Source organism: Duodenibacillus massiliensis, from assembly GCF_928721995.1.
Taxonomy (GTDB): domain Bacteria; phylum Pseudomonadota; class Gammaproteobacteria; order Burkholderiales; family Burkholderiaceae_F; genus Duodenibacillus; species Duodenibacillus massiliensis.
The window spans coordinates 69,753-92,443 of the sequence record NZ_OV788642.1; the positions used below are offsets into that span (position 1 = coordinate 69,753).

General features: G+C 56.0%; 16 protein-coding genes, 2 tRNA genes, 3 rRNA genes and 2 pseudogenes. 13 read left to right on the top strand and 10 right to left on the bottom strand.

Features of this window, described 5'->3' with window-relative positions; translation table 11 throughout:
• Positions 1-143: 143 nt before the first annotated feature.
• From NXF97_RS00290 to alr, 4 genes are all read right to left on the bottom strand, one after another.
• Positions 144-228: transfer RNA gene (locus NXF97_RS00290), tRNA-Leu, on the bottom strand.
• Between the two features lie 68 nt (positions 229-296).
• Positions 297-1,070, bottom strand: coding sequence for a hypothetical protein (locus NXF97_RS00295; protein ID WP_274956020.1), 774 nt, complete (start codon positions 1,068-1,070; stop codon positions 297-299).
• 121 nt (positions 1,071-1,191) lie between these two features.
• The gene (gene radA / locus NXF97_RS00300; protein WP_274956021.1) at positions 1,192-2,577 is read right to left on the bottom strand and encodes a DNA repair protein RadA; all 1,386 of its coding nucleotides are present in this window, start codon (positions 2,575-2,577) and stop codon (positions 1,192-1,194) included.
• Between the two features lie 2 nt (positions 2,578-2,579).
• Positions 2,580-3,671 (bottom strand): alanine racemase, encoded by a 1,092-nt coding sequence (gene alr, locus NXF97_RS00305; RefSeq protein WP_274956022.1) that lies wholly within the window; start codon positions 3,669-3,671, stop codon positions 2,580-2,582.
• A 484-nt stretch (positions 3,672-4,155) separates the two neighbouring features.
• Here alr and iscB point away from each other — a divergent pair, with 484 nt between their 5' ends.
• The 6 genes from iscB (at position 4,156) to dinB (ending at position 13,343) form a co-directional block, all read left to right on the top strand.
• Positions 4,156-5,433, top strand: a complete 1,278-nt coding sequence (iscB, locus tag NXF97_RS00310) for an RNA-guided endonuclease IscB (protein WP_274956023.1) — start codon at positions 4,156-4,158, stop codon at positions 5,431-5,433.
• 27 nt (positions 5,434-5,460) lie between these two features.
• Positions 5,461-6,777 (top strand): lysophospholipid transporter LplT, encoded by a 1,317-nt coding sequence (lplT, locus tag NXF97_RS00315; RefSeq protein ID WP_022372831.1) that lies wholly within the window; start codon positions 5,461-5,463, stop codon positions 6,775-6,777.
• A gap of 409 nt (positions 6,778-7,186) precedes the next feature.
• Positions 7,187-8,720, top strand: a 16S ribosomal RNA gene (locus NXF97_RS00320).
• 284 nt (positions 8,721-9,004) lie between these two features.
• Positions 9,005-11,887: ribosomal RNA gene (locus NXF97_RS00325) — 23S ribosomal RNA — on the top strand.
• A 158-nt stretch (positions 11,888-12,045) separates the two neighbouring features.
• Positions 12,046-12,160, top strand: a 5S ribosomal RNA gene (gene rrf / locus NXF97_RS00330).
• Together the 16S, 23S and 5S rRNA genes form the textbook arrangement of a ribosomal RNA operon.
• A gap of 115 nt (positions 12,161-12,275) precedes the next feature.
• A complete protein-coding gene (gene dinB, locus NXF97_RS00335) occupies positions 12,276-13,343 on the top strand; it encodes a DNA polymerase IV (RefSeq protein WP_274956024.1) in 1,068 nt (355 codons plus the stop codon).
• Positions 13,344-13,408: 65 nt separating this feature from the next.
• Here the strand turns inward: dinB and NXF97_RS00340 are convergent.
• Positions 13,409-13,708, bottom strand: a pseudogene (locus tag NXF97_RS00340) (aryl-sulfate sulfotransferase); the annotation flags it as partial.
• On the opposite strand from NXF97_RS00340, the gene NXF97_RS00345 reads away from it, so the two are divergent.
• Together NXF97_RS00345 and NXF97_RS00350 are read left to right on the top strand one after the other, a co-directional pair.
• Positions 13,707-14,117: a peptidase M20 gene (locus NXF97_RS00345; protein ID WP_274956025.1), complete on the top strand. Its 411-nt coding sequence runs from the start codon at positions 13,707-13,709 to the stop codon at positions 14,115-14,117. The pseudogene NXF97_RS00340 and the gene NXF97_RS00345 sit on opposite strands and share 2 nt — an antisense overlap.
• A gap of 165 nt (positions 14,118-14,282) precedes the next feature.
• Positions 14,283-15,542: a sugar transporter gene (locus tag NXF97_RS00350; RefSeq protein WP_274956026.1), complete on the top strand. Its 1,260-nt coding sequence runs from the start codon at positions 14,283-14,285 to the stop codon at positions 15,540-15,542.
• A gap of 72 nt (positions 15,543-15,614) precedes the next feature.
• Here the strand turns inward: NXF97_RS00350 and NXF97_RS00355 are convergent, their stop codons facing one another.
• The 4 genes from NXF97_RS00355 to NXF97_RS00370 form a co-directional block, all read right to left on the bottom strand.
• Positions 15,615-16,610: a ketopantoate reductase family protein gene (locus NXF97_RS00355; protein WP_274956027.1), complete on the bottom strand. Its 996-nt coding sequence runs from the start codon at positions 16,608-16,610 to the stop codon at positions 15,615-15,617.
• A 577-nt stretch (positions 16,611-17,187) separates the two neighbouring features.
• Positions 17,188-18,135 carry an ABC transporter substrate-binding protein gene (locus NXF97_RS00360; RefSeq protein ID WP_274956028.1) on the bottom strand — a complete coding sequence of 316 codons (948 nt, stop codon included), beginning with the start codon at positions 18,133-18,135 and terminating at the stop codon, positions 17,188-17,190.
• On the bottom strand, positions 18,125-18,874 hold the full coding sequence (locus tag NXF97_RS00365; RefSeq protein WP_274956029.1) for an ABC transporter ATP-binding protein: 750 nt from the start codon (positions 18,872-18,874) through the stop codon (positions 18,125-18,127). The genes NXF97_RS00360 and NXF97_RS00365 overlap by 11 nt, the downstream gene beginning before the upstream one ends.
• Positions 18,867-19,628: an ABC transporter permease gene (locus NXF97_RS00370; RefSeq protein WP_274956030.1), complete on the bottom strand. Its 762-nt coding sequence runs from the start codon at positions 19,626-19,628 to the stop codon at positions 18,867-18,869. Before NXF97_RS00370 ends, NXF97_RS00365 begins: the two co-directional genes overlap by 8 nt.
• A 314-nt stretch (positions 19,629-19,942) precedes the next feature.
• On the opposite strand from NXF97_RS00370, the gene NXF97_RS00375 reads away from it, so the two are divergent.
• Complete coding sequence (locus tag NXF97_RS00375) at positions 19,943-20,383, top strand: Hsp20/alpha crystallin family protein (protein ID WP_274956031.1); 441 nt, start codon at positions 19,943-19,945, stop codon at positions 20,381-20,383.
• A gap of 88 nt (positions 20,384-20,471) precedes the next feature.
• Here the strand turns inward: NXF97_RS00375 and NXF97_RS00380 are convergent, their stop codons facing one another.
• The gene (locus tag NXF97_RS00380) at positions 20,472-20,765 is read right to left on the bottom strand and encodes a hypothetical protein (protein WP_274956032.1); all 294 of its coding nucleotides are present in this window, start codon (positions 20,763-20,765) and stop codon (positions 20,472-20,474) included.
• Between the two features lie 82 nt (positions 20,766-20,847).
• Between NXF97_RS00380 and NXF97_RS10750 the strand changes: the two are divergent.
• The 4 genes and pseudogenes from NXF97_RS10750 to queC form a co-directional block, all read left to right on the top strand.
• A pseudogene (locus tag NXF97_RS10750) lies at positions 20,848-20,997 on the top strand (hypothetical protein); the annotation flags it as partial.
• Positions 20,998-21,015: 18 nt separating this feature from the next.
• Entirely contained in the window at positions 21,016-21,495 is a 480-nt protein-coding gene (locus NXF97_RS00385; RefSeq protein WP_274956033.1) for a hypothetical protein, read from the top strand.
• A gap of 173 nt (positions 21,496-21,668) precedes the next feature.
• Positions 21,669-21,745, top strand: a tRNA-Asp gene (locus tag NXF97_RS00390).
• Between the two features lie 211 nt (positions 21,746-21,956).
• Entirely contained in the window at positions 21,957-22,685 is a 729-nt protein-coding gene (gene queC, locus NXF97_RS00395) for a 7-cyano-7-deazaguanine synthase QueC (protein WP_074009349.1), read from the top strand.
• Positions 22,686-22,691: the final 6 nt, after the last annotated feature.

A 22,691-nucleotide genomic window follows, 5' to 3' on the forward strand; every position in this document is an offset into this window, starting at 1 on the left:
TTTTTCGTGTTGAGGCAGTCTATCGGTTTATGTAGTGGCGGCGGGCGAACAATGCCGGTTGTCTGCGGTATTACTCAGTGCCGGCTGTTTTTTCTGAACGGGAAAAGAAAAAATCCTTCCGGCATTCCCCCGAAAGGATTCAGTGGTGCGGGCGGCCGGACTTGAACCGACACGCATAAAAGCGTCAGGACCTAAACCTGGTGCGTCTACCAATTTCGCCACGCCCGCACGGTAAGGGCGCGTATTTTATCAGAGCGCCCGGAGGCGCTCGTCATGAAAAGTGCGCTGAGAATGTATTAGTGCTTCTCGTGCTTGTGGTCGTGACCGCAGCCGCAACCGCAGGAGTCCTCATCGTGATGGTGGTGGCCGCAGCCGCAGGCGTCTTCATCGTGGTGATGGTGGCCGCAGCCGCAGGTGTCTTCATCGTGGTGATGATGGCCGCAACCGCAGGTGTCTTCATCGTGATGATGGTGGCCGCAGCCGCAGGTGTCTTCATCGTGATGATGGTGGCCGCAACCGCAGGAGCCTTCCTCGTGATGATGGTCGCAACCGCATCCGCACTCATCGTCATGGTGATGGTGACCACACCCGCAGCCGCACTCTTCATCTCCGCCGCAACCGCATCCGCAGCCACCATGATGGGGTTGGGGTAAGGCGACCGGCACAAAGGGTTCGGTCACCGTTTCGGTCTTTAAGCCCACGTTTTCGAGCATGCTGCGGAAGGTGTCGTTAGCCATGATGGCAAAACCGTCTTCGGTGGGCGCAACGCGGATGCCGCGGGCCGTGAAGGCGTAGACGGCTTCCTGCATGAGTTCATGGTCACCGGAAACCTTCATGATTTCGTCAGGTGCCGCTTCCACGACAAGGAACGATCCCTTTTCATCCACGAGCACGTCACCCACTTCAAGCGGCGGAACGTCACCGAGGGCGTTTTCATACGTAACACCTTCAACGGAAAATTCCGCCGGTGTCTTCACGCGTTGGGCGTAGGTGAGCACCACCTTTTTGGCACGTACAAGGAGCGCATGCGCGGGCTGCGATTCGGGCAAAAGCAGTTTCGTGATTTTCATGAAAGTTCTCGAACGGAAAAAGACCTTTCTTTATGCAGAAAGACCGTATTTAAAAGTCGGATGCGGGCGGCGGGGACTGATGCGCGCGCCGCCCGGTGTGTCTGAGGATTCTAGCAGGGCTTTACGCGGTGTCTCGTGCGGCGGCAATCGCATCGGTGAGCCTGTCAACGGCGAAGACTTCAAGCCCCTCAATCGGCGTTTTCGGCGCGTTGGCGCGCGGAATGATGGCTTTGCTGAAACCGAGTTTGGCGGCTTCCTTAAGGCGTTCCTGACCGCGCGGGGCCGGGCGTATTTCGCCGGCAAGGCCGGCTTCGCCAAAGACTACGAGTCCTGCGGGCATGGCGCGGTTGCCGATGGAGCCGGCAATCGCAAGCATCACGGCGAGGTCGCTTGCGGGTTCGGTGATTTTGACGCCGCCCACGGCGTTGACAAACACATCCTGATCGTAGCAGCCGATGCCGGCGTGGCGGTGTAGCACGGCAATAAGCATGGAAAGGCGCTGCTGATCAAGCCCCACGCTTAGGCGCTTGGGGCTCGGAAGGTGCGAGCCGTCCACAAGCGCCTGCACTTCAACCAACAGGGGGCGCGTGCCTTCCTGCGTCACCATCACAACGCTGCCGGGCACATTTTCCCGGTGTTCGGAAAGGAAAATCGCCGAGGGGTTGGAAATACCGCGCAGACCGCGGTCGGTCATCGCAAAGACGCCGAGTTCGTTCACAGCCCCGAAGCGGTTTTTAAAGGCGCGCACGAGGCGGAAATTGGAATGGGTGTCGCCTTCAAAGTAAAGGACCGTGTCAACGATGTGTTCCAGAACGCGGGGGCCGGCGAGGGCACCCTCCTTGGTGACGTGCCCCACAAAAAAGAGGGTGGTGCCGGTGGTTTTGGCAAGGCGCGTGAGCCGAGCCGAGCATTCGCGCACCTGCGTGACGCTCCCTGGGGCGCTGTCCAATTCATTGGAAAAAAGCGTCTGAATGGAGTCGATGACGATAAATTCGGGTTTAAGCCGCAGTAGCGCCTCTTCAATCTTTTCGAGCTCAATTTCGCTCATGAGACTTAACCCGTGGGGGTCAATGCCGAGGCGCTTGGCGCGCATCGCGACCTGACCCGCGCTTTCTTCGCCTGAAACATAGAGCGCACTTTTACCCTGGGCGACGAGGCGGCTCATTACTTGAAGCAGCAGCGTTGACTTGCCGATGCCGGGGTCGCCGCCGATGAGGCTCACGCCCCCGGGGACGAGCCCTCCGCCCATCACACGGTCAAATTCTTCAATGCCCACAATGATACGGGGAAGTTCTTCGGCCTCAACATCAGCAAGGTCAATGACCTGCGTGGCTTCAATAAGCGAATGCGCGCGGTGTTTGTCGGAACCGAAGCGGGCGGAGGCGCCGCCCGCGATTTTGAATTCCTTCATCGTGTTCCATTCGCCGCAGTGCGGGCAGCGGCCCTGCCACTTCACCGACGTGCCGCCGCATTTTTCACAGACGTATTCGACGCGGGGTTTGGCCATTTTTACTGGTCTCCGTCAACGCGCACAGGGACGCGGGGCGCAAGGGCACACAAAAGCTCATAGCCGATTGTTCCGACGAGTCCTGCGAGTTCATTGACGCCGATATGTTCGCCCCAGAGTTCGACGAGGCTTCCGACATCGGCTTCCGGGACGTCCGTAATATCGATTTCAAGCATATCCATCGAAACAGAGCCCACAAGCGGCGCGCGCCGGCCTTTAACCCAGACGGGCGCACCGTCCGGCATTGAGCGCGGGTAGCCGTCGGCGTAACCGCAGGCTACAACGCCGATGCGGGAGGTCCGCTTTGCAATCCAGCGGCTGCCGTAGCCCACGGCTTCGCCTGGGGCAATTTCCTGCACGGCGATGATTTTTGCCGCAAGCGTCATCGCCGGACGGATGTTGAGTTCTTTACTCGTGATGTGACTGTCGGGGCTTACGCCGTAAAGGCCGATCCCGGCGCGCACGGCGTCACCGGTGACTTCCGGATGAAAAAGAAGTGCCGCGGTATTGGCAAGACACACGCCGCCCTCAAGCTGCGAAAGGCGCCCGAGGCGCGTGAGCTGCTTTTGCACGGAGGCCGGGCGCTCTGCGAGGTAACTCGGTTCGGCGTTGGCAAAGTGCGTGACAACGCCCATCACTTCGCAGCCCTTGATTGAGGCGAGCATCTTCTGCACGGCCGGGACTTCCAAAGGCAGAAACCCCAGACGGTTCATGCCGGAATTCACCTTAATGTGAACACGGACGTTTTTAAGGGGCGCCGCGTTTCTCAAAACGTCAATCATCCACTGTGAGTGAACGACTGTTTCAATCGCGTACTTTTCCAGATCCTTGATGTCGTCTTTTTCAAAAAAGCCTTCAAGCAGAAGAATCCGCTTTTTCCAGCCGCAGCCGCGTGCTCGGACGGCGTCACAGATATCGATTGTCGCAAGGCCGTCGGCGTCGGCGAAAGCCGCCACCGCGTTGTTGAGCCCGTGACCGTAGGCGTTGGCTTTGACAACGGCCCACACATCGCGCCCGTGCGCGGCTTCACGCATCCGGGCAAGGTTGTGCCGCAGTGCTTCCATATGAATGGTAACGGAAATCGGACGGGGCATGGATTGAATCCTTCGCAGTAAAAAGACGGATCAGGAAATTCTCATTCGGGCGCTAATGCTAACGGGTTTCGCTCTCACTGTCGCGGAAAAAACAAGGGGGAAACGCAGAAGTGTTGCCGCACGTTGTTGCGGCTCAAAAGACGCGGCGGCATCCGGTGCTAAACTGCCTGCGCTTTTATTCGCCCCATCATCAGAAGAACCGTCAACTACCCCTGACTGAAGTCAGAGGCTTGGCAACAAGTCTTGGTTGACTAGCCTCAGTCCGTTTTCGGACGGACTCCGTTGGTTGGGAATCCGTTCCGTCGCAAGACGGGACGCAAACAGGCACCGCGGGATGTCGATCCTAGTCCCGCGCTCTGCGGTCTGCGGTTAAAAGCTCTGAGAGGTAGGAGCGGTGCTTCAGACAACAAACCCCTTCCAACATTGGCGAAGGATCAGCACCGACCGCAAGGTCGAGCAGACGGAGCCCGTGAGGTATCCGTCAATGGAGAACACTTTGAAAGTTTTTGTGTTGAATATGCGCGGGCAACCGCTCATGCCGTGCTCCCCGCCCAAGGCGCGTAAGCTGCTTCGGGCCGGGAAGGCCGTGCCTGTGCGCCGAACGCCCTTTGCGATTCAACTGACGGTGCCGACGGGCGAAACTAAGCAGCCGATCACCTTGGGTGTGGATGCGGGCTACAAGCACGTCGGCCTGAGCGCAACGACCGCCAAGGAAGAGTTGTTGGCTTCCGAGGTCGAACTGCGGCAGGACGTGACGGGCTTGCTCTCGGATCGCTTGGCACTTCGCCGCGCCCGACGCAACCGCAAGACCCGCTGCCGTGCGCCGCGTTTTGACAATCGCGTTCGATCGAAGCACAAGGGCTGGCTTGCGCCGTCCGTGGAGAACCGCATTCAGGCGCACATATCGCGCATTGAAGCGGTTTGCCGAGTGCTTCCGATCACCAAAATCGTGATTGAAACCGCATCCTTCGACATTCAGAAGATCAAAAACCCGGAGATTGAAGGCGAAGGCTATCAGCAGGGCGAGCAGCTTGGCTTTTGGAACGTGCGCGAATATGTGCTGTTCCGCGACGGTCACGTTTGCCAAGCCTGCAAAGGCAGATCGAAAGATCTGATTCTCAACGTGCATCACATTGAGAGTCGGAAAACGGGAGGCGACGCGCCGGGCAACCTCATCACGCTGTGCGAGGCGTGCCACAAGGCGTATCACGCAGGCAAGTTGAAGCAGTTCAGTCCCCGGCGCGGCGCTTCTTTCAGGGCAGAGACTTTCATGGGCCTCATGCGTTGGACGGTGCTCAACCGCCTGCGCGAGCGCCATCCCGAATTGCCTGTCACGAATACCTACGGATATCTGACCAAACACAAGCGCATCGTCGAGGGCTTGCCGAAGACGCATTGTGCGGACGCTTTCTGCATTGCCGGCGTCCTCGACGCAAAACGTCGGGGCGAATACCTGTTTCAGAAACAGATGCGCCGCCACAATCGCCAGATCCACAAGCTGACGATTCTCAAAGGCGGTGTGCGCAAGCGCCATCAGGCTCCGTACCTAGTGCACGGCTTCAGGCTCTTTGACAAGGTGCTGTGCAAAGGGGAAGTCGGCTTTATTTTTGGCAGACGCTCCTCGGGTGCATTCGATGTGCGCCGTCTGGACGGTACAAAGATTTCTGCCGGTATTTCCTACAAGAATCTTTCGCTTCTTGAGAAGCGAAAGATGTTTTTAACTGAACTGAGAAAGGAGGGCCGCGATTCCTCCCGCGTCTGAAGACGCGGGTTTCCTCGCGGAATTTCTATGAAACGCGGCTTTTATACGATCATGTGCGCACAGTTTCTGTCGAGCCTGGCAGACAACGCACTTCTTATCGCAGCCATCGCACTGCTGACAAGCCTGTCGGCGCCGGAGTGGATGACGCCGCTTTTAAAGCTCTTCTTTGTGATCAGCTACATTCTTTTGGCTGCCTGGGTGGGGCTTTTTGCCGACCTCATGCCTAAAGGGCACGTGATGTTCATCACCAATGCCGTGAAGGTGGGCGGCTGTCTTTTGATGCTCTTTGGGTCGCATCCCCTGATTTCCTACGCGGTCGTGGGAATCGGTGCGGCGGCGTATTCACCCGCAAAGTACGGGATTCTCACGGAGCTGCTGCCTGCTGAAAAACTTGTGATTGCGAACGGCTGGATTGAGGGACTTACGGTCGTGAGCATCATTCTGGGTGTCGTCCTCGGGGGCGTATTGGTGCATCCGGACGTGGCCGACACGCTGATGCGGGTCTTTCACTTGGAGTTTTTCGGTGTGACCAACCACGCCGAAGCCGCGATTGCAATGATTGTCTTTATTTATGCGGCTGCGGCTGCCGTTAACCTCGCGATTCCCGACACGGGAGCGCGCTATCCTCGGCAGTCTTTCCGTCCGGGGGCTGTGCTCAGAAACTTCTTTTCCGGTGCTAACTCCCTTCTCTGGAAGGATCCGTTGGGGCAGATTTCGCTTTCTGTCACGACGCTTTTCTGGGGCGCGGGGGCCGTCCTGCAGTTTCTGGTGCTTAAGTGGGCTGATCACGCGCTCGGGATGAACCTCTCGCAGGCAGCCGTACTTCAGGCCGTTGTGTCCGTTGGAATTGCGATCGGTGCCGTGCTTGCGGCAGCCACGGTTCCCTTAAAGAAGTCTTTAAACGTGCTTCCGATGGGAATCATCATGGGGCTTTTGGTGGCTTCGATGAGTTACTACCACGCTTCGCTCGTGCCGGGGGAATTCTCGGTTTTCGGCTGGTCGATCCGCTGGGCGGTGGTTGTGGCCTGCTTCATGATGGTGTTGGTCGGAATCTGCGCAGGGTACTTTGTGGTGCCGATGAACGCACTGCTGCAGCACCGTGGGCACGTTCTGATGAGTGCGGGACGCTCAATTGCCGTGCAGAACTTTAACGAGAACCTTTCGATTCTCGTGATGCTCGGCATCTACGCGCTCCTTATTAAGCTTGATATGTCCACGCCCATGACGATGATTGTCTTCGGTGTGTTTGTCGCGGTGAGTATGTGTCTTGTCATCATCAAGCACCGCCGCAACCAGAGCCGCTGCGACAGTCTGCATCTGATCGGTGAAGAAAAGCGCCACTAAGAGTAGGGACACCTGAGAAAATCTGCCGCCCGCGGACAAACAAATCCGCGGGCAAAATTTTTTCCGGGCAGCTATTGACAAGATCGGAAAAGGCTCTCATAATGCGCACCCTTCGCCGTTAAGACGAAGGCGCAAAGCCGGACGAAAACAAAAAAAATTTCCGACGGACTTGCAAAACGAAAAACGGTTGTGTAATATACGCAACCTTGTCGCCGACGAAACGGCAACAAACGCTCTTTAAAAATCTGAAACAGACGAACCGATAAGTGTGGGTGCTTCTGAAAAATGCAGTTTCTTCGTGGAAACGCAAAAAAAATCGGAAGTACTCAGACTTTAAGCCAAAGAAATGATTGAGATTTATCTCAGTCAGTTTCTGCGAGTGATTTGAGTACGACCAAAAAGCAGGATTCAAGTGAAGAGTTTGATCCTGGCTCAGATTGAACGCTGGCGGCATGCCTTACACATGCAAGTCGAACGGCAGCATGGAGAGCTTGCTCTCTGATGGCGAGTGGCGAACGGGTGAGTAATACATCGGAACGTGTCCGTTTGTGGGGGACAACCGTCCGAAAGGATGGCTAATACCGCATAAGACCTGAGGGTGAAAGCCGGGGACCGCAAGGCCCGGCGCAGACGGAGCGGCCGATGATTGATTAGCTAGTTGGGGAGGTAAAGGCTCACCAAGGCGACGATCAATAGCTGGTCTGAGAGGACGACCAGCCACACTGGAACTGAGACACGGTCCAGACTCCTACGGGAGGCAGCAGTGGGGAATTTTGGACAATGGGGGCAACCCTGATCCAGCCATGCCGCGTGCGGGAAGAAGGCCTTCGGGTTGTAAACCGCTTTTGTCAGGGACGAAAAGCTCCGGAGTAATATGCCGGAGTGCTGACGGTACCTGAAGAATAAGCACCGGCTAACTACGTGCCAGCAGCCGCGGTAATACGTAGGGTGCGAGCGTTAATCGGAATTACTGGGCGTAAAGCGTGCGCAGGCGGTTGGGTAAGACAGATGTGAAATCCCCGGGCTTAACCTGGGAACTGCATTTGTGACTGTCCGACTGGAGTGCGTCAGAGGGGGGTGGAATTCCACGTGTAGCAGTGAAATGCGTAGATATGTGGAAGAACACCGATGGCGAAGGCAGCCCCCTGGGACGCAACTGACGCTCATGCACGAAAGCGTGGGGAGCAAACAGGATTAGATACCCTGGTAGTCCACGCCCTAAACGATGTCTGCTGGTTGTTGGGAATTTAATTCTCAGTAACGAAGCCAACGCGTGAAGCAGACCGCCTGGGGAGTACGGTCGCAAGATTAAAACTCAAAGGAATTGACGGGGACCCGCACAAGCGGTGGATGATGTGGATTAATTCGATGCAACGCGAAAAACCTTACCCAGCCTTGACATGTCAGGAATGCTTCGGAGATGAGGCAGTGCCCGCAAGGGAACCTGAGCACAGGTGCTGCATGGCTGTCGTCAGCTCGTGTCGTGAGATGTTGGGTTAAGTCCCGCAACGAGCGCAACCCTTGTCATCAGTTGCTACGAAAGGGCACTCTGATGAGACTGCCGGTGACAAACCGGAGGAAGGTGGGGATGACGTCAAGTCCTCATGGCCCTTATGGCTGGGGCCTCACACGTCATACAATGGTCGGAACAGAGGGCAGCGAAGCCGCGAGGTGAAGCCAATCCCAGAAAACCGATCGTAGTCCGGATTGCAGTCTGCAACTCGACTGCATGAAGTCGGAATCGCTAGTAATCGCGGATCAGCATGCCGCGGTGAATACGTTCCCGGGTCTTGTACACACCGCCCGTCACACCATGGGAGTGGGGTTCACCAGAAGACGTTTGCCCAACCGCAAGGAAGGCGGCGCCCACGGTGGGTTTCATGACTGGGGTGAAGTCGTAACAAGGTAGTCGTACCGGAAGGTGCGACTGGATCACCTCCTTTCTAGAGAAAGTTTCCGAAAGGGAAGCTGCAGCACAAGAAGGAAGTTCCCACACTTATCAGTTTGTTCTGTGAACAGATTGAGCATGAAGCTCTTTAAAAATTTGGAAAAAGAAGTAAAGCGTTCAATTTCAGTGTTGATGAGACGCTGAAACGGGATGTGATTGCATTTGAACTGAGTTTCAAATCTTCATTGAACGAGAATCTCAACGATTAAACCAAGAGAACAGCACGTTACGAAATCAGTCACGTGAATACTCTGCGGGCAAAAGGCTGCAGGGTTATAGGATCAAGTGACTAAGTGTATGTGGTGGATGCCTTGGCGATCATAGGCGATGAAGGACGTGTAAGCCTGCGAAAAGCTGCGGGGAGTCGGCAAAAAGACTTTGATCCGCAGATGTCCGAATGAGGAAACTCACCGGGTAACCGGTATCACAAACTGAATACATAGGTTTGTGAAGCGAACGCAGTGAACTGAAACATCTAAGTAACTGCAGGAAAAGAAATCAACCGAGATTGCGGCAGTAGCGGCGAGCGAAACTGCAGTAGCCTAGTCTTTGATAATGCATGGTGACAGCAGAACGGTCTGGAAAGGCCGGCCACAGTGGGTGACAGCCCCGTATGCGAAGTCCGGTGCATGGTACTAAGGAGACGATAAGTAGGGCGGGACACGTGACATCCTGTCCGAAGACGGGGGGACCATCCTCCAAGGCTAAATACTCATGATCGACCGATAGCGAACCAGTACTGTGAAGGAAAGGCGAAAAGAACCCCGGGAGGGGAGTGAAATAGAACCTGAAACCGCATACATACAAACAGTAGGAGCCCTACGGGGTGACTGCGTACCTTTTGCATAATGGGTCAGCGACTTACGTTTTGCGGCAAGCTTAACCGAGTAGGGGAGGCGCAGCGAAAGCGAGTTCGAACAGAGCGATAGAGTCGTAAGGCGTAGACCCGAAACCAGATGAGCTAACCATGGCCAGGTTGAAGGTGTGGTAACACACACTGGAGGACCGAACCGACCGGTGTTGCAAAACCGGCGGATGAGCTGTGGTTAGGGGTGAAAGGCTTAACAAATCTGGAGATAGCTGGTTCTCCCCGAAAACTATTGAGGTAGTGCCTCGTGACTGACTCCGGGGGGTAGAGCACTGTTATGGCTAGGGGGACATGGCGTCTTACCAAACCATGGCAAACTCCGAATACCCGGAAGTTGAATCACGGGAGACAGAGCACCGGGTGCTAACGTCCGGACTCAAAAGGGAAACAACCCAGACCGCCGTTTAAGGTCCCAAATACAGGCTAAGTGGAAAACGAAGTGTGAAGGCTAAGACAGTCAGGAAGTTGGCTTAGAAGCAGCCATCCTTCAAAGAAAGCGTAATAGCTCACTGATCGAGTCCTCATGCGCGGAAGATGTAACGGGGCTAAGTCTGTAACCGAAAGCGCGGATTTGCACGCAAGTGCAAGTGGTAGGGGAGCGTTCTGTAAGCCTGCGAAGGTGTGTGGTAACGCATGCCGGAGGTATCAGAAGTGCGAATGCTGACATGAGTAACGATAAAGCGGGTGAAAAGCCCGCTCGCCGTAAGCCCAAGGTTTCCTGCTCTACGTTCATCGGAGCAGGGTGAGTCGGCCCCTAAGGCCAGGCTGAGAAGCGTAGCTGATGGGAAGCAGATTAAGATTTCTGCACCGACGTTAAGTGCGAAGGGGGGACGGAGTTTTGAGCATCATCCGGGTGTTGGATGTCCCGGTTTGTGCGTGTAGGAGGCCGGCAGGCAAATCCGCCGGCGAATCTCCGAGACAAAGCATCGAGCTTCATTTAGAAGCGAAGTGATGGGATGAACTTCCAGGAAAAGCCTCTAAGCTATAGCTTAATGTCGACCGTACCGTAAACCGACACAGGTGGGCGAGTTGAATATACTCAGGCGCTTGAGAGAACTCGGGAGAAGGAACTCGGCAAATTGACACCGTAACTTTGGGATAAGGTGTGCCTTTGTAGTGTGAAGAGTGAAACACTCCGAGCATGAAGAGGTCACAGAGAATAGGTGGCTGCAACTGTTTACTAAAAACACAGCACTCTGCAAAGACGAAAGTCGACGTATAGGGTGTGATGCCTGCCCGGTGCCGGAAGATTAAGTGATGGGGTGAGAGCTCCTGATCGAAGTCCCGGTAAACGGCGGCCGTAACTATAACGGTCCTAAGGTAGCGAAATTCCTTGTCGGGTAAGTTCCGACCTGCACGAATGGCATAATGATGGCCACACTGTCTCCTCCCGAGACTCAGTGAAGTTGAAATGTTTGTGATGATGCAATCTCCCCGCGGCTAGACGGAAAGACCCCATGAACCTTTACTGCAGCTTTGCATTGGACTTTGAACCGATCTGTGTAGGATAGGCGGGAGGCAGAGAACCGAGGACGCCAGTCTTTGGGGAGCCGACGTTGAAATACCGCCCTGATTTGTTTGAGGTTCTAACCGCGGACAGTAAACCTGTTCCGGGACCGTGCATGGTAGGCAGTTTGACTGGGGCGGTCTCCTCCTAAAGGGTAACGGAGGAGTACAAAGGTACGCTAGGTACGGTCGGAAATCGTGCTGATAGTGCAATGGCGCAAGCGTGCTTGACTGCGAGACCGACAAGTCGAGCAGATGCGAAAGCAGGTCATAGTGATCCGGTGGCACTGAATGGAAGGGCCATCGCTCAACGGATAAAAGGTACTCTGGGGATAACAGGCTGATACCGCCCAAGAGTTCATATCGACGGCGGTGTTTGGCACCTCGATGTCGGCTCATCTCATCCTGGGGCTGTAGCCGGTCCCAAGGGTATGGCTGTTCGCCATTTAAAGAGGTACGTGAGCTGGGTTTAAAACGTCGTGAGACAGTTTGGTCCCTATCTGCCGCGGGCGCTGGAAGATTGACGGGGGCTGCTCCTAGTACGAGAGGACCGGAGTGGACGCACCTCTGGTGTACCGGTTGTCACGCCAGTGGCACAGCCGGGTAGCTATGTGCGGAAGAGATAACCGCTGAAAGCATCTAAGCGGGAAACTTGCCTGAAGATAAGTCTTCCCGGAGGCTAGACCTCCCAGAAGAGTCGTTCGAGACCAGGACGTTGATAGGTCAGGAGTGCAAGCGCTGTGAGGCGTTGAGCTGACTGATACTAATTGCTCGTGAGGCTTGATCCTATAACCGTGCTGCCTAGCCTAATGTAAGGCAGTTGAGAAACGGACAATGGATTTTGAAGCGCAGTGAATGCAAATAATCGCGTTCCGACGCTTACTTCTTTTTGCAAAGACTTCGTCACGGGAGTTCAATTGATGAACTTCTGAGACAACAGGCTTTGCCCGGCGGCCATACCGTGGCGGTACCACTCCTTCCCATTCCGAACAGGACAGTGAAACGCTTCTGGGCCGATGATAGTTGGTTGTATTTCCAGTGAAAGTAGGACACTGCCGGGCTTTACCATTTAAAACCCTCGGGATCAAAACGATCTCGGGGGTTTTTCTTTGCCTGAAAGCTTTGATGCCGTCGTGCGCTATCATTTATAGTCAGTCTTTTTTCGTTCAGCCTGCAATGGAGTACCGCCGGATTCTGCACATCGACATGGATGCGTTTTATGCGTCCGTTGAGCAACGCGACAATCCCACACTGCGCGGTAAGCCGGTGGCGGTGGGTCACGCTGACGGACGCGGCGTCGTAGCCACCGCAAGCTATGAGGCCAGAGCCTTCGGCGTGCACAGTGCGATGCCTTCACGCTGCGCCAAGGATCTCTGTCCGGACCTCATCTTCGTTAATAACCGCATGGACCACTACAAGGCCGTTTCCCGAGAGATCCATGCAATCTTTGCCCGCTATACCGATCTCATTGAGCCCATCAGTATCGATGAGGCATTCTTAGACGTCACCCACAACAAGAAAGGTATCATCCTTGGTGTGGAAGTGGCTAAGGAAATTAAGAAAGCCATCCGCACGGAACTTAACCTTGTGGCAAGTGCCGGCGTCTCCTACAACAAGTTCCTGGCGAAGGTCGCAAGTGACTGGCGAAAGCCCGACGGCCTCTGCACGATCCATCCGGACCAGGCGCTCACCTTTATCGACCACCTGAAAGTCGAGCACCTTTGGGGCGTGGGGCCTGTTACAGCAAAGCGCATGCATGCGATGGGATTGGTAACCGCCAAAGACGTGCGTGCGGTGCCGCTTGCGGATCTGCTGCGGGAATTTGGTAAAGCCGGTCAGACCTACTATGAGTTTGTCCGCGGGATAGATAACCGGCCTGTCGTTGCCGAGAGAATTCGCAAAAGTGTCGGATGCGAAGAAACCTTTGACATGGATGTCTCTGACATAACCGAAATCCTCGCGCGGCTGGACGCTGTTGCGCAGGACCTGGAGCGCCGCATCAGCCTCAGAGACTTCAGGGGGCTGACGCTCACGCTCAAAGTCAGGTTTCATAACTTTGTGACTGTGACGCGCAGCGTCTCTCAGACAACGCCCTGGACGGACGCAGCCGAAATGAAAGCGGCAGCCGCTGCGCTTTTGTCGCACATCGAACTGCCGCGCCGGGGAATCCGGCTTCTGGGACTCACCGTTGCCAATCCCGAAGAGCCGTCGCTTACGCCGGATCTCTTTGACGATCCGGCGTAAAGGTTCCCGTTATTTTCCTGTGAAGATTTTTTGAGGCTCACTGGGAAGGCCTGATAGCCCATCGTGTTTTTGAGACGGATTTCCACGGCCGGTGTCGTCTCGTCCCAGCGGAATTCTTCCAGGCAGGGGTTGGGACGGCCCTTTGACTTGCCGGTCTTTTCGTCACGCGGGGCGCCTGCAAAGGCCGCGTATACGACGATCGTGTCTTTATCGGCCTGGTATTCGGTGAGCGACGTCACCGGGCTGTACCAGTCGCTGCAGCGCTCTTCGCCGTACTGCCAAACTTGTCCAACCGTCATTTTCTTCTGGTTAATCTTGTAGACCACGGCCCGGCTGTACTTTTCTCTTGGGTCATCGGGCAGCATGAAGACTTTGTTTGCTGCGGCAGCTGTTGCCGCGGTGAGCCTTACTGCAACGGCCGCCACCGAAACCCTCTCGGTTTCCGTGATCGGCCCGGGCGGACACAGTAACGGCAGCTACGGGCAGACCAATGCCCTGCACGCCCCAGCCCGTGGAATTCTCAATATTGAGAAGGCCGTGCCAACGGCTGTGATTTCCGGATTTAACGGTGGGGCGACAGTGAACGCCATCGAGGCGGACGCCCGTTTTGACGTTGTTCTGACGGGGGACAAGGCCGCATTGGCCGAGCAAAAGAAGCTTGTTCATAAGGCTGTCGCTGACGGGGGCGCTGCGGAAAACGCCTTCCGTAACGTGAAGGCCGGGGATAAGACCCGGTCCGGCGCTCCGGCCGACATCCGCTTTACGGCGAAATAAACTGGAAAAAACGGCAGGACTTTCTCTTTGGGAAGCGTGTCTCTGCACTTTTTCTCAAGGGTAGTCCCCGTCTTTTTTCGGGTTTTGTACCGACTCAGCAGCTTGCGGCGCGGTCTAAAATCAGGCTCCCTTTTTCATGAGCCTGATAGGGCAGAAGTTTTTGCCATGCAGACCGCGTCCGCACACCGCCTTGAAGTCACGTCCTGGCTTCCGATTCTGGGCCTGGCCTTTGCCGCCTTTGTCTTCAACACCTCGGAGTTTCTGCCGGTGGGGCTACTGCCGGATATGGCGGCAAGCCTCGGGGAGACCGTGTCGTTTACGGGCCTCGTGATCACGGGCTACGCCTGGGTGGTGGCCATCATGTCGCTGCCTTTGACAATTCTTACGGCCCAGTTTGAGCGCCGAAAGCTTCTTTTGTGCCTGATTCTCTGCTTTGCCTTAAGCCACATCGCGGTGCTCTGGGTCGCAAGCTTCGGGTCGCTTTTGGCTGCGCGCATCTGCGTGGCCCTGTGCCACTCCATCTTCTGGTCCATCATGACGCCCTTGGCGGCACGCATGGCTCCGAAGGGAAAGCGGGCGCTGGGGCTTGCGTGCGTGATGGGCGGAACGATCGTGGCAACTGTGATGGGGCTGCCGATCGGCACCAAGCTCGGGCAGCTTTTCGGCTGGCAGGAAGCTTTTGCCGTGATCGGCGCGGTGGCGCTTTGCGTGCTCGTCATGATCTGGCTCGTGCTGCCGCCTTGCCCGGCAACAAGCGCGGGGTCGTTAAAGAGCCTTCCGGTGATCCTCAAGCGCCCGGCCCTCCTGCAGCTTTATTTCCTCACGGCTGTCACGGAACTCGGACACTTTACGGCCTACAGCTACATTGCGCCGATTCTGCAGGCTGACGGGGGCTTTTCCCCCACCGACGTTGTGACGGTGCTTTTTGTCTTCGGAATTTCCGGGATTATCGGCGCCTTTACGGCAACGAAGGTCGTTGACAAACACATTTCCGGGGCGCTGACACTGCCGCTTGTTCTCACGGCTGTGAGCCTTCTGTTGATTTACCCGGCCTGCGCGACGCTGCCGTCAATACTCACGCTCTGCATTGTCTGGGGTGCGGCGGTTACGGCGGTGAGTCTTGCGTTTCAGACAATTGTCCTTAATGTTGCGCCCGACGCCGCCGACATTGCAACGTCGCTTTTCTCCGGAATTTTCAATATCGGGATCGGCGGCGGCGCATTTTTGGGGAGCATGATTTCCGGCAGTTTCGGTTTTCACCCGGTCACCTTTGTGGGTTCGGGCCTGGTGACGGTTTCGGCTCTTTTGTGTCTCACGCTCTGGATCCGCACGGGAAGCGCTCTGTTTCCGATTGAAAAGGTGGCGACAAACGCCGTGCAGCCGGCGGCCAACCGAACGCTTGCGGATCAGAATCCCGTGAAGTAATGTTGCCATCAGAGGCGCACACAAAAAAGCCCGGTTACCGTTACAGTCCGGGCTTTTTCGTCAGAAGCTGCCTCAGTACGCGGCTTCGATAGCCTTGATTTTTTCGTAAAGCGCCGTGTTGACAGGCACTTCAATCCCGGCGGCTTTGGCCTTTTCGATGACGGTCCCGGCAAAAAGGTCGACTTCCGTGGGGCGTTTCGCGAGCGTGTCCTGACGCATCGAGGGCATCCCGTCAGGCATCAGCGTGTCGATGATGGCGACATATTCGTTTAAGTCGTCTTCGGTGAGATTGACGCCGTTTTTATTGGCAACGGCAATCACTTCGCGCATCGCGGCCTTCATCATGTCGCGTGCGGCGCCGGGCTTTTGCACGTCGGCAAAAGTGCCTTTCACAACGGCCACGGTTTGATTGACGCCGCAGTTAAGCATCCACTTGCTGTAAAGGCGACGTACGATGTCGGACTCCGTCTTATAGGGCAGCCCCGTTTCGTTAAAAAGCTGTTCGAGGCGCGAGAGCGCCGTGCGTTTGGCGGGCGTCTCCTTATCAATGCCGATTCGCAGTTCTCCGAAGGAGCTTAAGCGCACGTGGCGGCCTTCACGCAGGGCGTCCATGGCCTGCGCCACCGACCGGATAACAACACCGCGGCCCTGCAGGTGCTTTTCAATGATGTCTTCGGAGGTGATGCCGTTTAAAACGGAAAGCACGACGGTTTCGGGGCCGATCACCGGGTCGGCAGTTCTCAAGGCGTCTTTCAGTGCGCCGCCCTTGACGGCAAAGATCACGAGATCGGCCCAGCACTGTGCGGCCTTGTATTCAGCAGGCGTTTCGTAGCGAAACGGGCAGATATGACCGTTACAGGTGACTTCTGTCGTGCGGTAACGCGCGGTGCGCACGGCGTCCGCGAGAAACGTGACTTTGTCGGTGCCGAGCGCTTGCACGAAGAAGTCTCCGTACATGATGCCCAGGGCGCCGAGTCCGATGACGGCGATGTTTTCAATCGGCTTGAGGTTTTCGGTCATATCTTCTGTGAGTACCTGCACACGGGGACCGTGGTTGACGGGCGGCATATTAGCCAATTCCAAAAAATTGTGGGCGGGGCGGAGAAAGTTGTCAGAACCTCGAGCCGGCCTGTGATATCTGAAAACTGTCTTTTGGATGGTGTGTGTCCTCAGGTTATTGATCTGGCGCTGTTTTTTTGTGTTTTGGAGATTTGCTGCACGCGTGTGGCAAATCTTTGAACAGCAGATCTGGCCGTCGTGACATCCTGCGGACAATCAGGGCCGGCTTTCGGTTTGGGCGGCGTCAGATAAGAGCACTGATTTCTGCTTCGGTGGGCAGCAGCGGCGCATATTTCGCCGCAAATACCGCTTTGCATTCCTGAAAAACGGAGTACTTCACAGAATTTCCCGCATTCCTCCCGGGGCTCAAGCCCCGGGCTTCCTGCGGGAAATTCTGTGAAACCCCCTCATTGTGGATGGTTGACGGTTGGCCCGTATGGTTCAATGGCTCAGAGAGTCTCCGAAGTCAGCAGCAAGATGGTGGTGATTCCGACGACACCCGTGTAAGCGAGGCCTGAATTATCCATAAAAACGCCCCGGCAGGCGCAGTGTCTGCCGGGGTGTTTAACTTCCTGAAAAGAGCGGATTATTCCTTCGCGGTCGGCCAGACAAGGCTCTTGACATCCACCTTTTTCTGCATCATGCCGTTTTCAACGAGAAAGTCCTGATCAAGCGCAAGGCCCTTGACATCCGTTGTCGTCACGGTGTTGTAGTAGTTGGACCACTGTGCGAGCTTTTTGGCGTCTTCAAGAGAAATGCCGTGCTCCTTGGCGCCGAGCGCCACGGCCTTGTCCCAGTTCTTGTTGATCCAGTCAAGCGCAGCGCGCTGCGTCTTTACGGTGAGCTTCACGGCGTTCGGGAATTGCCGGGCAAAGGGCTGGCTTGCGGTCACAACGAGGTTGACATTGACGAGGTCCTTGGCGGTCGTCACCACCTTGCAGCCGGCTTCCTCGGCCTTAATGACAGCGCTTGCGGCAAGAAGCGCGGCGTCAGCGTTGCCGCTTACGACCGCGGAGAGCGCCGCGGGGATCCCCATCGAAACGAATTCCACGTCCTTGGCGCTCAAACCTTCGCTTTTAAGCGCCGCGACCATGAGCTGGTGCAGTACCGTGCCGCGGGGGCCGGCAATCTTTTTACCCTTGAGTTCCTTCACGGTCAGGGGCTTACCCTTGGCGGAGACGATCGCAAAGGTGTCGGCCGGGTGTGAAACACCGTTAATGATCACGACGGGGTTGCCGGCACCGTTAGCCATCAGCAGCGACGCCGTATTCATCACGGCGGAAATGTCAATGGCGCCTGCGGCCATGGCCTGCGCCTGCTGGGCGCCCGAGTTGATGTCGTGCCACTTCACTTCGGTGCCGTAAGGCGCAAAGGCCTTTTCAAGCATCTTCTGATCCTTCATCACCATGTTCTGAAGGTTAAAGGGGGCTTTGACGTAAACAACGTCAAGCACCTCGGGCATGCCGCCCGTTGCGGCGCAGGCAGCGCCTGCAAAAAGTGCGGAAAGTGCAATAACGGTGGTTTTAAGTTTCATTTTTGGTTGGTCCTTCATCAGTAAAAAAATCGTTGAGAATCGATTCGCTTAAGGCCGAGAGCCCCGGTGTGGCGAGGTTTCTCGGATAAGAAAAGGAGACGGGATAGGCCGTTATCGCACGGCCTTCGGAAAGCCGGGTGATGTGTGAGGCCAGAAGCGTTGCTTCCAATACATCGTGCGTCACAAGCACCACGGTCATGGGGTGCGCCTGCCAGAGGCGGATAAATTCATTGCGAACGCGCGTGCGGGTGAGGGCGTCTAAGGCACTGAAGGCCTCGTCCATCAAAAGAATGTCGGGTTCTGAGACCAGTGCGCGCGCTAGCGACACGCGCTGGGCCATGCCGCCAGAGAGCTCCCGGGGCTTAGCCCTTGCGCTTTGCGTGAGCCCGATCATCTCAAGCATGCGGCCGGTTTTTTCCTTCTGAACGGAATGCGGCTCGTGTCTTACCGCAAGTGCAATGTTTTCTTCCACGGTAAGCCACGGAAAAAGACGCGGCTCCTGAAAGACAACGGATAGCGAGGGTGTTTTTCTTTCGCCCTTAAAAGTCACGGTGCCGCTTTCCGGCTTTTCGAGCCCCGCGATCATTCTCAGAAGCGTCGTTTTTCCGCAGCCGCTTTCGCCGATCACCGCAGAAATCGCGCCGGCGGCAAAGCTAAGCGACAGATCACGGGCCGGTGTGACGGTGCCGCTTGCCGACACAAATGTTTTGGTGAGCTGCGAGCAGACAATCTCAAACACGCTGCACCTCCGTAGCTGAGGCTGGCGTCACGCGCTTTAAAAGCGCTCTCAGCAGGGCGTCCGCGGCAATGCCGAGCACCACAATCGTAATGATTCCGACGAAGACAGCGTCTGTTTTGGCAAATTCCCCGGACTCGCTGATAAGAAACCCGAGGCCGGAACTTGCGGCAATGAGTTCAGCTCCGACAAGCGCTCTCCAGCAGTAGCCGAAACCGAGCCTCAGGCCCGTGACGATCCCGGGCAGGGCCGCAGGGAGCGTGAGCTTAAAAAAGAGCTCGCGCCCGGTGAATTTGAGTGTACGGGCCGCTTCAATGAGCTTGGGATCAACCCCCGCAACAGCCGTTGCCGCATTCATGTAGATTGGGAAAAATCCCGAAAGAAAGACGATCGCGATTTTGGGGGCTTCTTCAATCCCGAGCCACAAAATCAGAAGCGGAATCAGCGATAAGGGCGGCGTTACCCTGAGCGCTTCTATGAGAAAGCGCGTCAGGCGCGAGGCCTTCGGGCTTTTGGCACAGAGCACCCCGAGGCTGATGCCGAGAGAGGCCGCGAGAAGAAAGCCCGTCATCGTACGAAAGGCGCTTGCGCCGATGTGGTGCAGCAGTTCCCCGTTACCGATGAGTTCGGCAAAGCGGGCGGCCACTGATGAGGGCGAGGGCAGCAGTATGGGCGCCACAAACCCTTCCGTGGTGGTGTAAAGCCACAGAATAAAAAGAGCTGCCGGAATAAACGCGTAGTCAAAAAATCGGCGCATGGCGCAGAAAACGTTCTTTGTTGAGCGCGAGTATATCCCGCCTGGGAGTGATTCTCATTTTCTGCGCCGTCACTGAGAAAAGTTGAGGATGCCGGCAGCGAGAAAACAGCCATATCGGTTTTGCAGGGCCTTTTTTCAAGAGCGTACTTGTTCTTATGTTGTATTGACACAGGTGTCCCGAGATAGGGTGTATCGATGGATGACGGAGTTCCGCAGGAGTTCCGGAAGTCCTCAGGGTTTGAGAAGCGCCCGGCAGCCGGTCGGTGTGGTTATCCGGCGGGTTGCCCTAGCGCAGGATTTTGGAGAAAGAAAAAATGGCTTCGATGCTTCCGCGTCTTTTTGATAATGACGTTTTCGGTGTCTTTGATCCCTTTGACAACCGCGTTCAGTTTCCGGCTGTGTTCGGACGCAACAGTGAGCGCCTGATGAAGACTGATATCCGCGAAACGGATCAGGCTTATGAGTTCGACGTCGATCTGCCCGGTTTCAAGAAAGAAGAGGTCACGGCAGAATTGAAGAACGGGTATCTCACCGTCTCGGCCGAAAAGAAGGTTGACTCTTCGACGAAAGATGCCAAAGGCCGTTACGTGCGCCAGGAGCGCTCGATGGGTTCGTGCTCGCGCAGTTTTTATGTGGGTAAGGAAGTCCGTGAGGGTGAATGCAAGGCTAATTTTGAGGACGGTGTTCTCAAGGTTTATGTGCCGCGTACTGCGGTTCTGAACCAGGATGAACGCAAGCTCATCACGATTCACTGATGCTTATTGAGGCGCTTCAGCGCGAGGTGCCTTTGGCCGGCGGCCGGAATCTCTGTGTTCTGCCGCCGGCTTTTTTTGACTCTCAATCTTACCGGTGAATGTCATTGAGGCTGCAGCATTCAAAGCGCAGGGTGTAGTCGCGGTATTTTGATTGCTGCGAGAGAAACACGTAGGCTTTTTCTTTCAGCCTGCCTTCGAACCACGATTCAAGGACGTGCCTGCCCACGTAATTCGGCAGAATCGAACGGATGTGTTCAAAGAGCCTGTCGTTGCGGCCGCGTTCGATCATGGTGCTGTACGGGTTAATGCACAGAAACCAAAACTGCAGAAAGGCGTCAGCCAAAACATAGCGGCAGCTGCGGTTGGTCTGAGCTCCTCCCAAAGGACACTCTTTTTCCACCAGCCGGAAATAGTCCGTCAGTTTTCGAAACTGGCTTGAAACATCGAGCGCTCCGAAAGAGGACGGCTTTGTTTTCGGTATCGACTGGGCTGCGCGTCTGTTTGAGCGGGTCGGGCTCAGGATCACGCGGCAGGAAAAAGATGCAGGGTTGTACAAGTCCGGAGAGACCGTGCTTGCCGCCGAAGGGCCTGCAGGGGCCATTCATGCGGTTTAGAAAACAGCGCAGAACATCATGGAATACGGCTCCGGCATTGCCGGGCGGGCGGCCGTCATGACGGCTGCGGCACATGCCGTCAATCCCGACTGCCATGTGATGGTAACGCGCAAACATTTTCCGGGCACCAAAACGTTCTCACTGGCAGCTGCTCTGGCGGGCGGCGCTGTGGTGCACCGCACCGGGCTTTCTGACTCCGTTCTGATTTTTGATCAGCATCGGGTGTTTTGCCGGGATGTGCCTGCGGCCATTTTCCACGCCAAACGGGCAGCGCCGGAGCGCAAGATTGCGGTGGAAGCGGCGAGCCTTGAAGAGGTGCTGACCTTCGTCAGGGCCGGCTGCGACATCGTGCAGTGTGAGCGTTTCGCACCGGAAAAACTTGAGGAACTTGTGAATGCGGTGAAGTCCGTGAATCCGGCGGTATTGGTTTCAGCTGCGGGCGGCGTGAACGGCGAGAATGCGGCAGCCTATGCGCGGGCCGGACCGATATGCTCGTGACATCTTGGGTGTATTTCGGTAAGCCCTTTGATATAAAAATGAAAATCGAAGCGATCTGATTGTGTAATACGGCAGGCCGGGAAAAATAGTACCTGAACGTATTGCCAAAACAAAAAAACACAGGTAATATGCCTGTCCTCGGTTGGCGACAGCCGGGATTGATGAGAAAGGTCGGAGTGGTAGTTCAGTTGGTTAGAATATCGGCCTGTCACGTCGAGGGTCGCGGGTTCGAGTCCCGTCCACTCCGCCACATCTTTCTGCATCAGACAAAAGGCTCCGTTCGGAGCTTTTTTCGTATCTGCCCGCATGAGCGGGCTGTCTTTTTCCTTTCCCCGCTTTTCTTTCCTTCCTGCTTCGTGCAGCAGTTCGTTCCTGTTTTGACGGCGTCAGCCGGCCGAGGGAGAATACGTCCGTATTTTTGTGCCGCAAGGCACCATCGTTTTTTTGGAAAGGAAAAGCAAGTGGCGGAAACTGCAGCTGGTGACGGCCTGCGCCGGGCTTTGGTTTTGTTTTCGGGAGGCCAGGATTCAACGACGTGCCTTGCGTGGGCTCTGACGGTCTTTGACCGGGTGGACACCGTGGGCTTTGACTACGGGCAGCGGCATAAATCGGAACTAACCTGCCGCAAACGGATCCGCGAAATAATCCAAGCGCTCAACCCCCGTTGGCAAGGTAAGCTCGGTGAAGACCACATTCTGAACCTCACGGAACTTAACCGCATTGCTGACTGCGCCTTAACGCGCAGTGAAGCAATCGGCGAGGGCGCGGACGGCCTTCCCAACACTTTCGTGCCGGGCCGCAATCTTCTCTTTTTTAACTACGCCGCGATTCTTGCCTGGCGGCTCGGTATTCGTACGCTGGTGGGCGGAATGTGCGATACGGATTATTCCGGTTATCCGGACTGCCGCGACAATACGTTAAAGAGCCTGCAGGTGACGTTGTCGCTCGGGCTCGGACGCGATTTTGTGATTGAAACGCCGCTCATGCACCTTACGAAAGCCCAGTCCTGGATGCTTGCTGAAAACCTCGGCGGTAAGGCGCTCGTGGACCTTATCCGCTTTGAAACGGAAACGTGTTACGAAGGCGACCGCACGCACCGCCATGACTGGGGCTACGGGTGCGGTGTCTGTCCGGCCTGCCGTCTGCGGGCTAAAGGCTGGGAAGAATTTGTCCGTAGCTGCGGGAAATAAGGAAGT

Coding starts and splice junctions, on each gene's coding strand:
- radA (WP_274956021.1), bottom strand. CDS start 2,577: ATGGCCAAACCCCGCGTCGAATACGTCTGTGAAAAATGCGGCGGCACG.
- NXF97_RS00295 (WP_274956020.1), bottom strand. CDS start 1,070: ATGAAAATCACGAAACTGCTTTTGCCCGAATCGCAGCCCGCGCATGCG.
- NXF97_RS00385 (WP_274956033.1), top strand. CDS start 21,016: ATGGAATACGGCTCCGGCATTGCCGGGCGGGCGGCCGTCATGACGGCT.
- NXF97_RS00345 (WP_274956025.1), top strand. CDS start 13,707: ATGAAGACTTTGTTTGCTGCGGCAGCTGTTGCCGCGGTGAGCCTTACT.
- NXF97_RS00375 (WP_274956031.1), top strand. CDS start 19,943: ATGGCTTCGATGCTTCCGCGTCTTTTTGATAATGACGTTTTCGGTGTC.
- lplT (WP_022372831.1), top strand. CDS start 5,461: ATGAAACGCGGCTTTTATACGATCATGTGCGCACAGTTTCTGTCGAGC.
- NXF97_RS00360 (WP_274956028.1), bottom strand. CDS start 18,135: ATGAAACTTAAAACCACCGTTATTGCACTTTCCGCACTTTTTGCAGGC.
- NXF97_RS00350 (WP_274956026.1), top strand. CDS start 14,283: ATGCAGACCGCGTCCGCACACCGCCTTGAAGTCACGTCCTGGCTTCCG.
- NXF97_RS00370 (WP_274956030.1), bottom strand. CDS start 19,628: ATGCGCCGATTTTTTGACTACGCGTTTATTCCGGCAGCTCTTTTTATT.
- dinB (WP_274956024.1), top strand. CDS start 12,276: ATGGAGTACCGCCGGATTCTGCACATCGACATGGATGCGTTTTATGCG.
- iscB (WP_274956023.1), top strand. CDS start 4,156: ATGGAGAACACTTTGAAAGTTTTTGTGTTGAATATGCGCGGGCAACCG.
- NXF97_RS00355 (WP_274956027.1), bottom strand. CDS start 16,610: ATGCCGCCCGTCAACCACGGTCCCCGTGTGCAGGTACTCACAGAAGAT.
- alr (WP_274956022.1), bottom strand. CDS start 3,671: ATGCCCCGTCCGATTTCCGTTACCATTCATATGGAAGCACTGCGGCAC.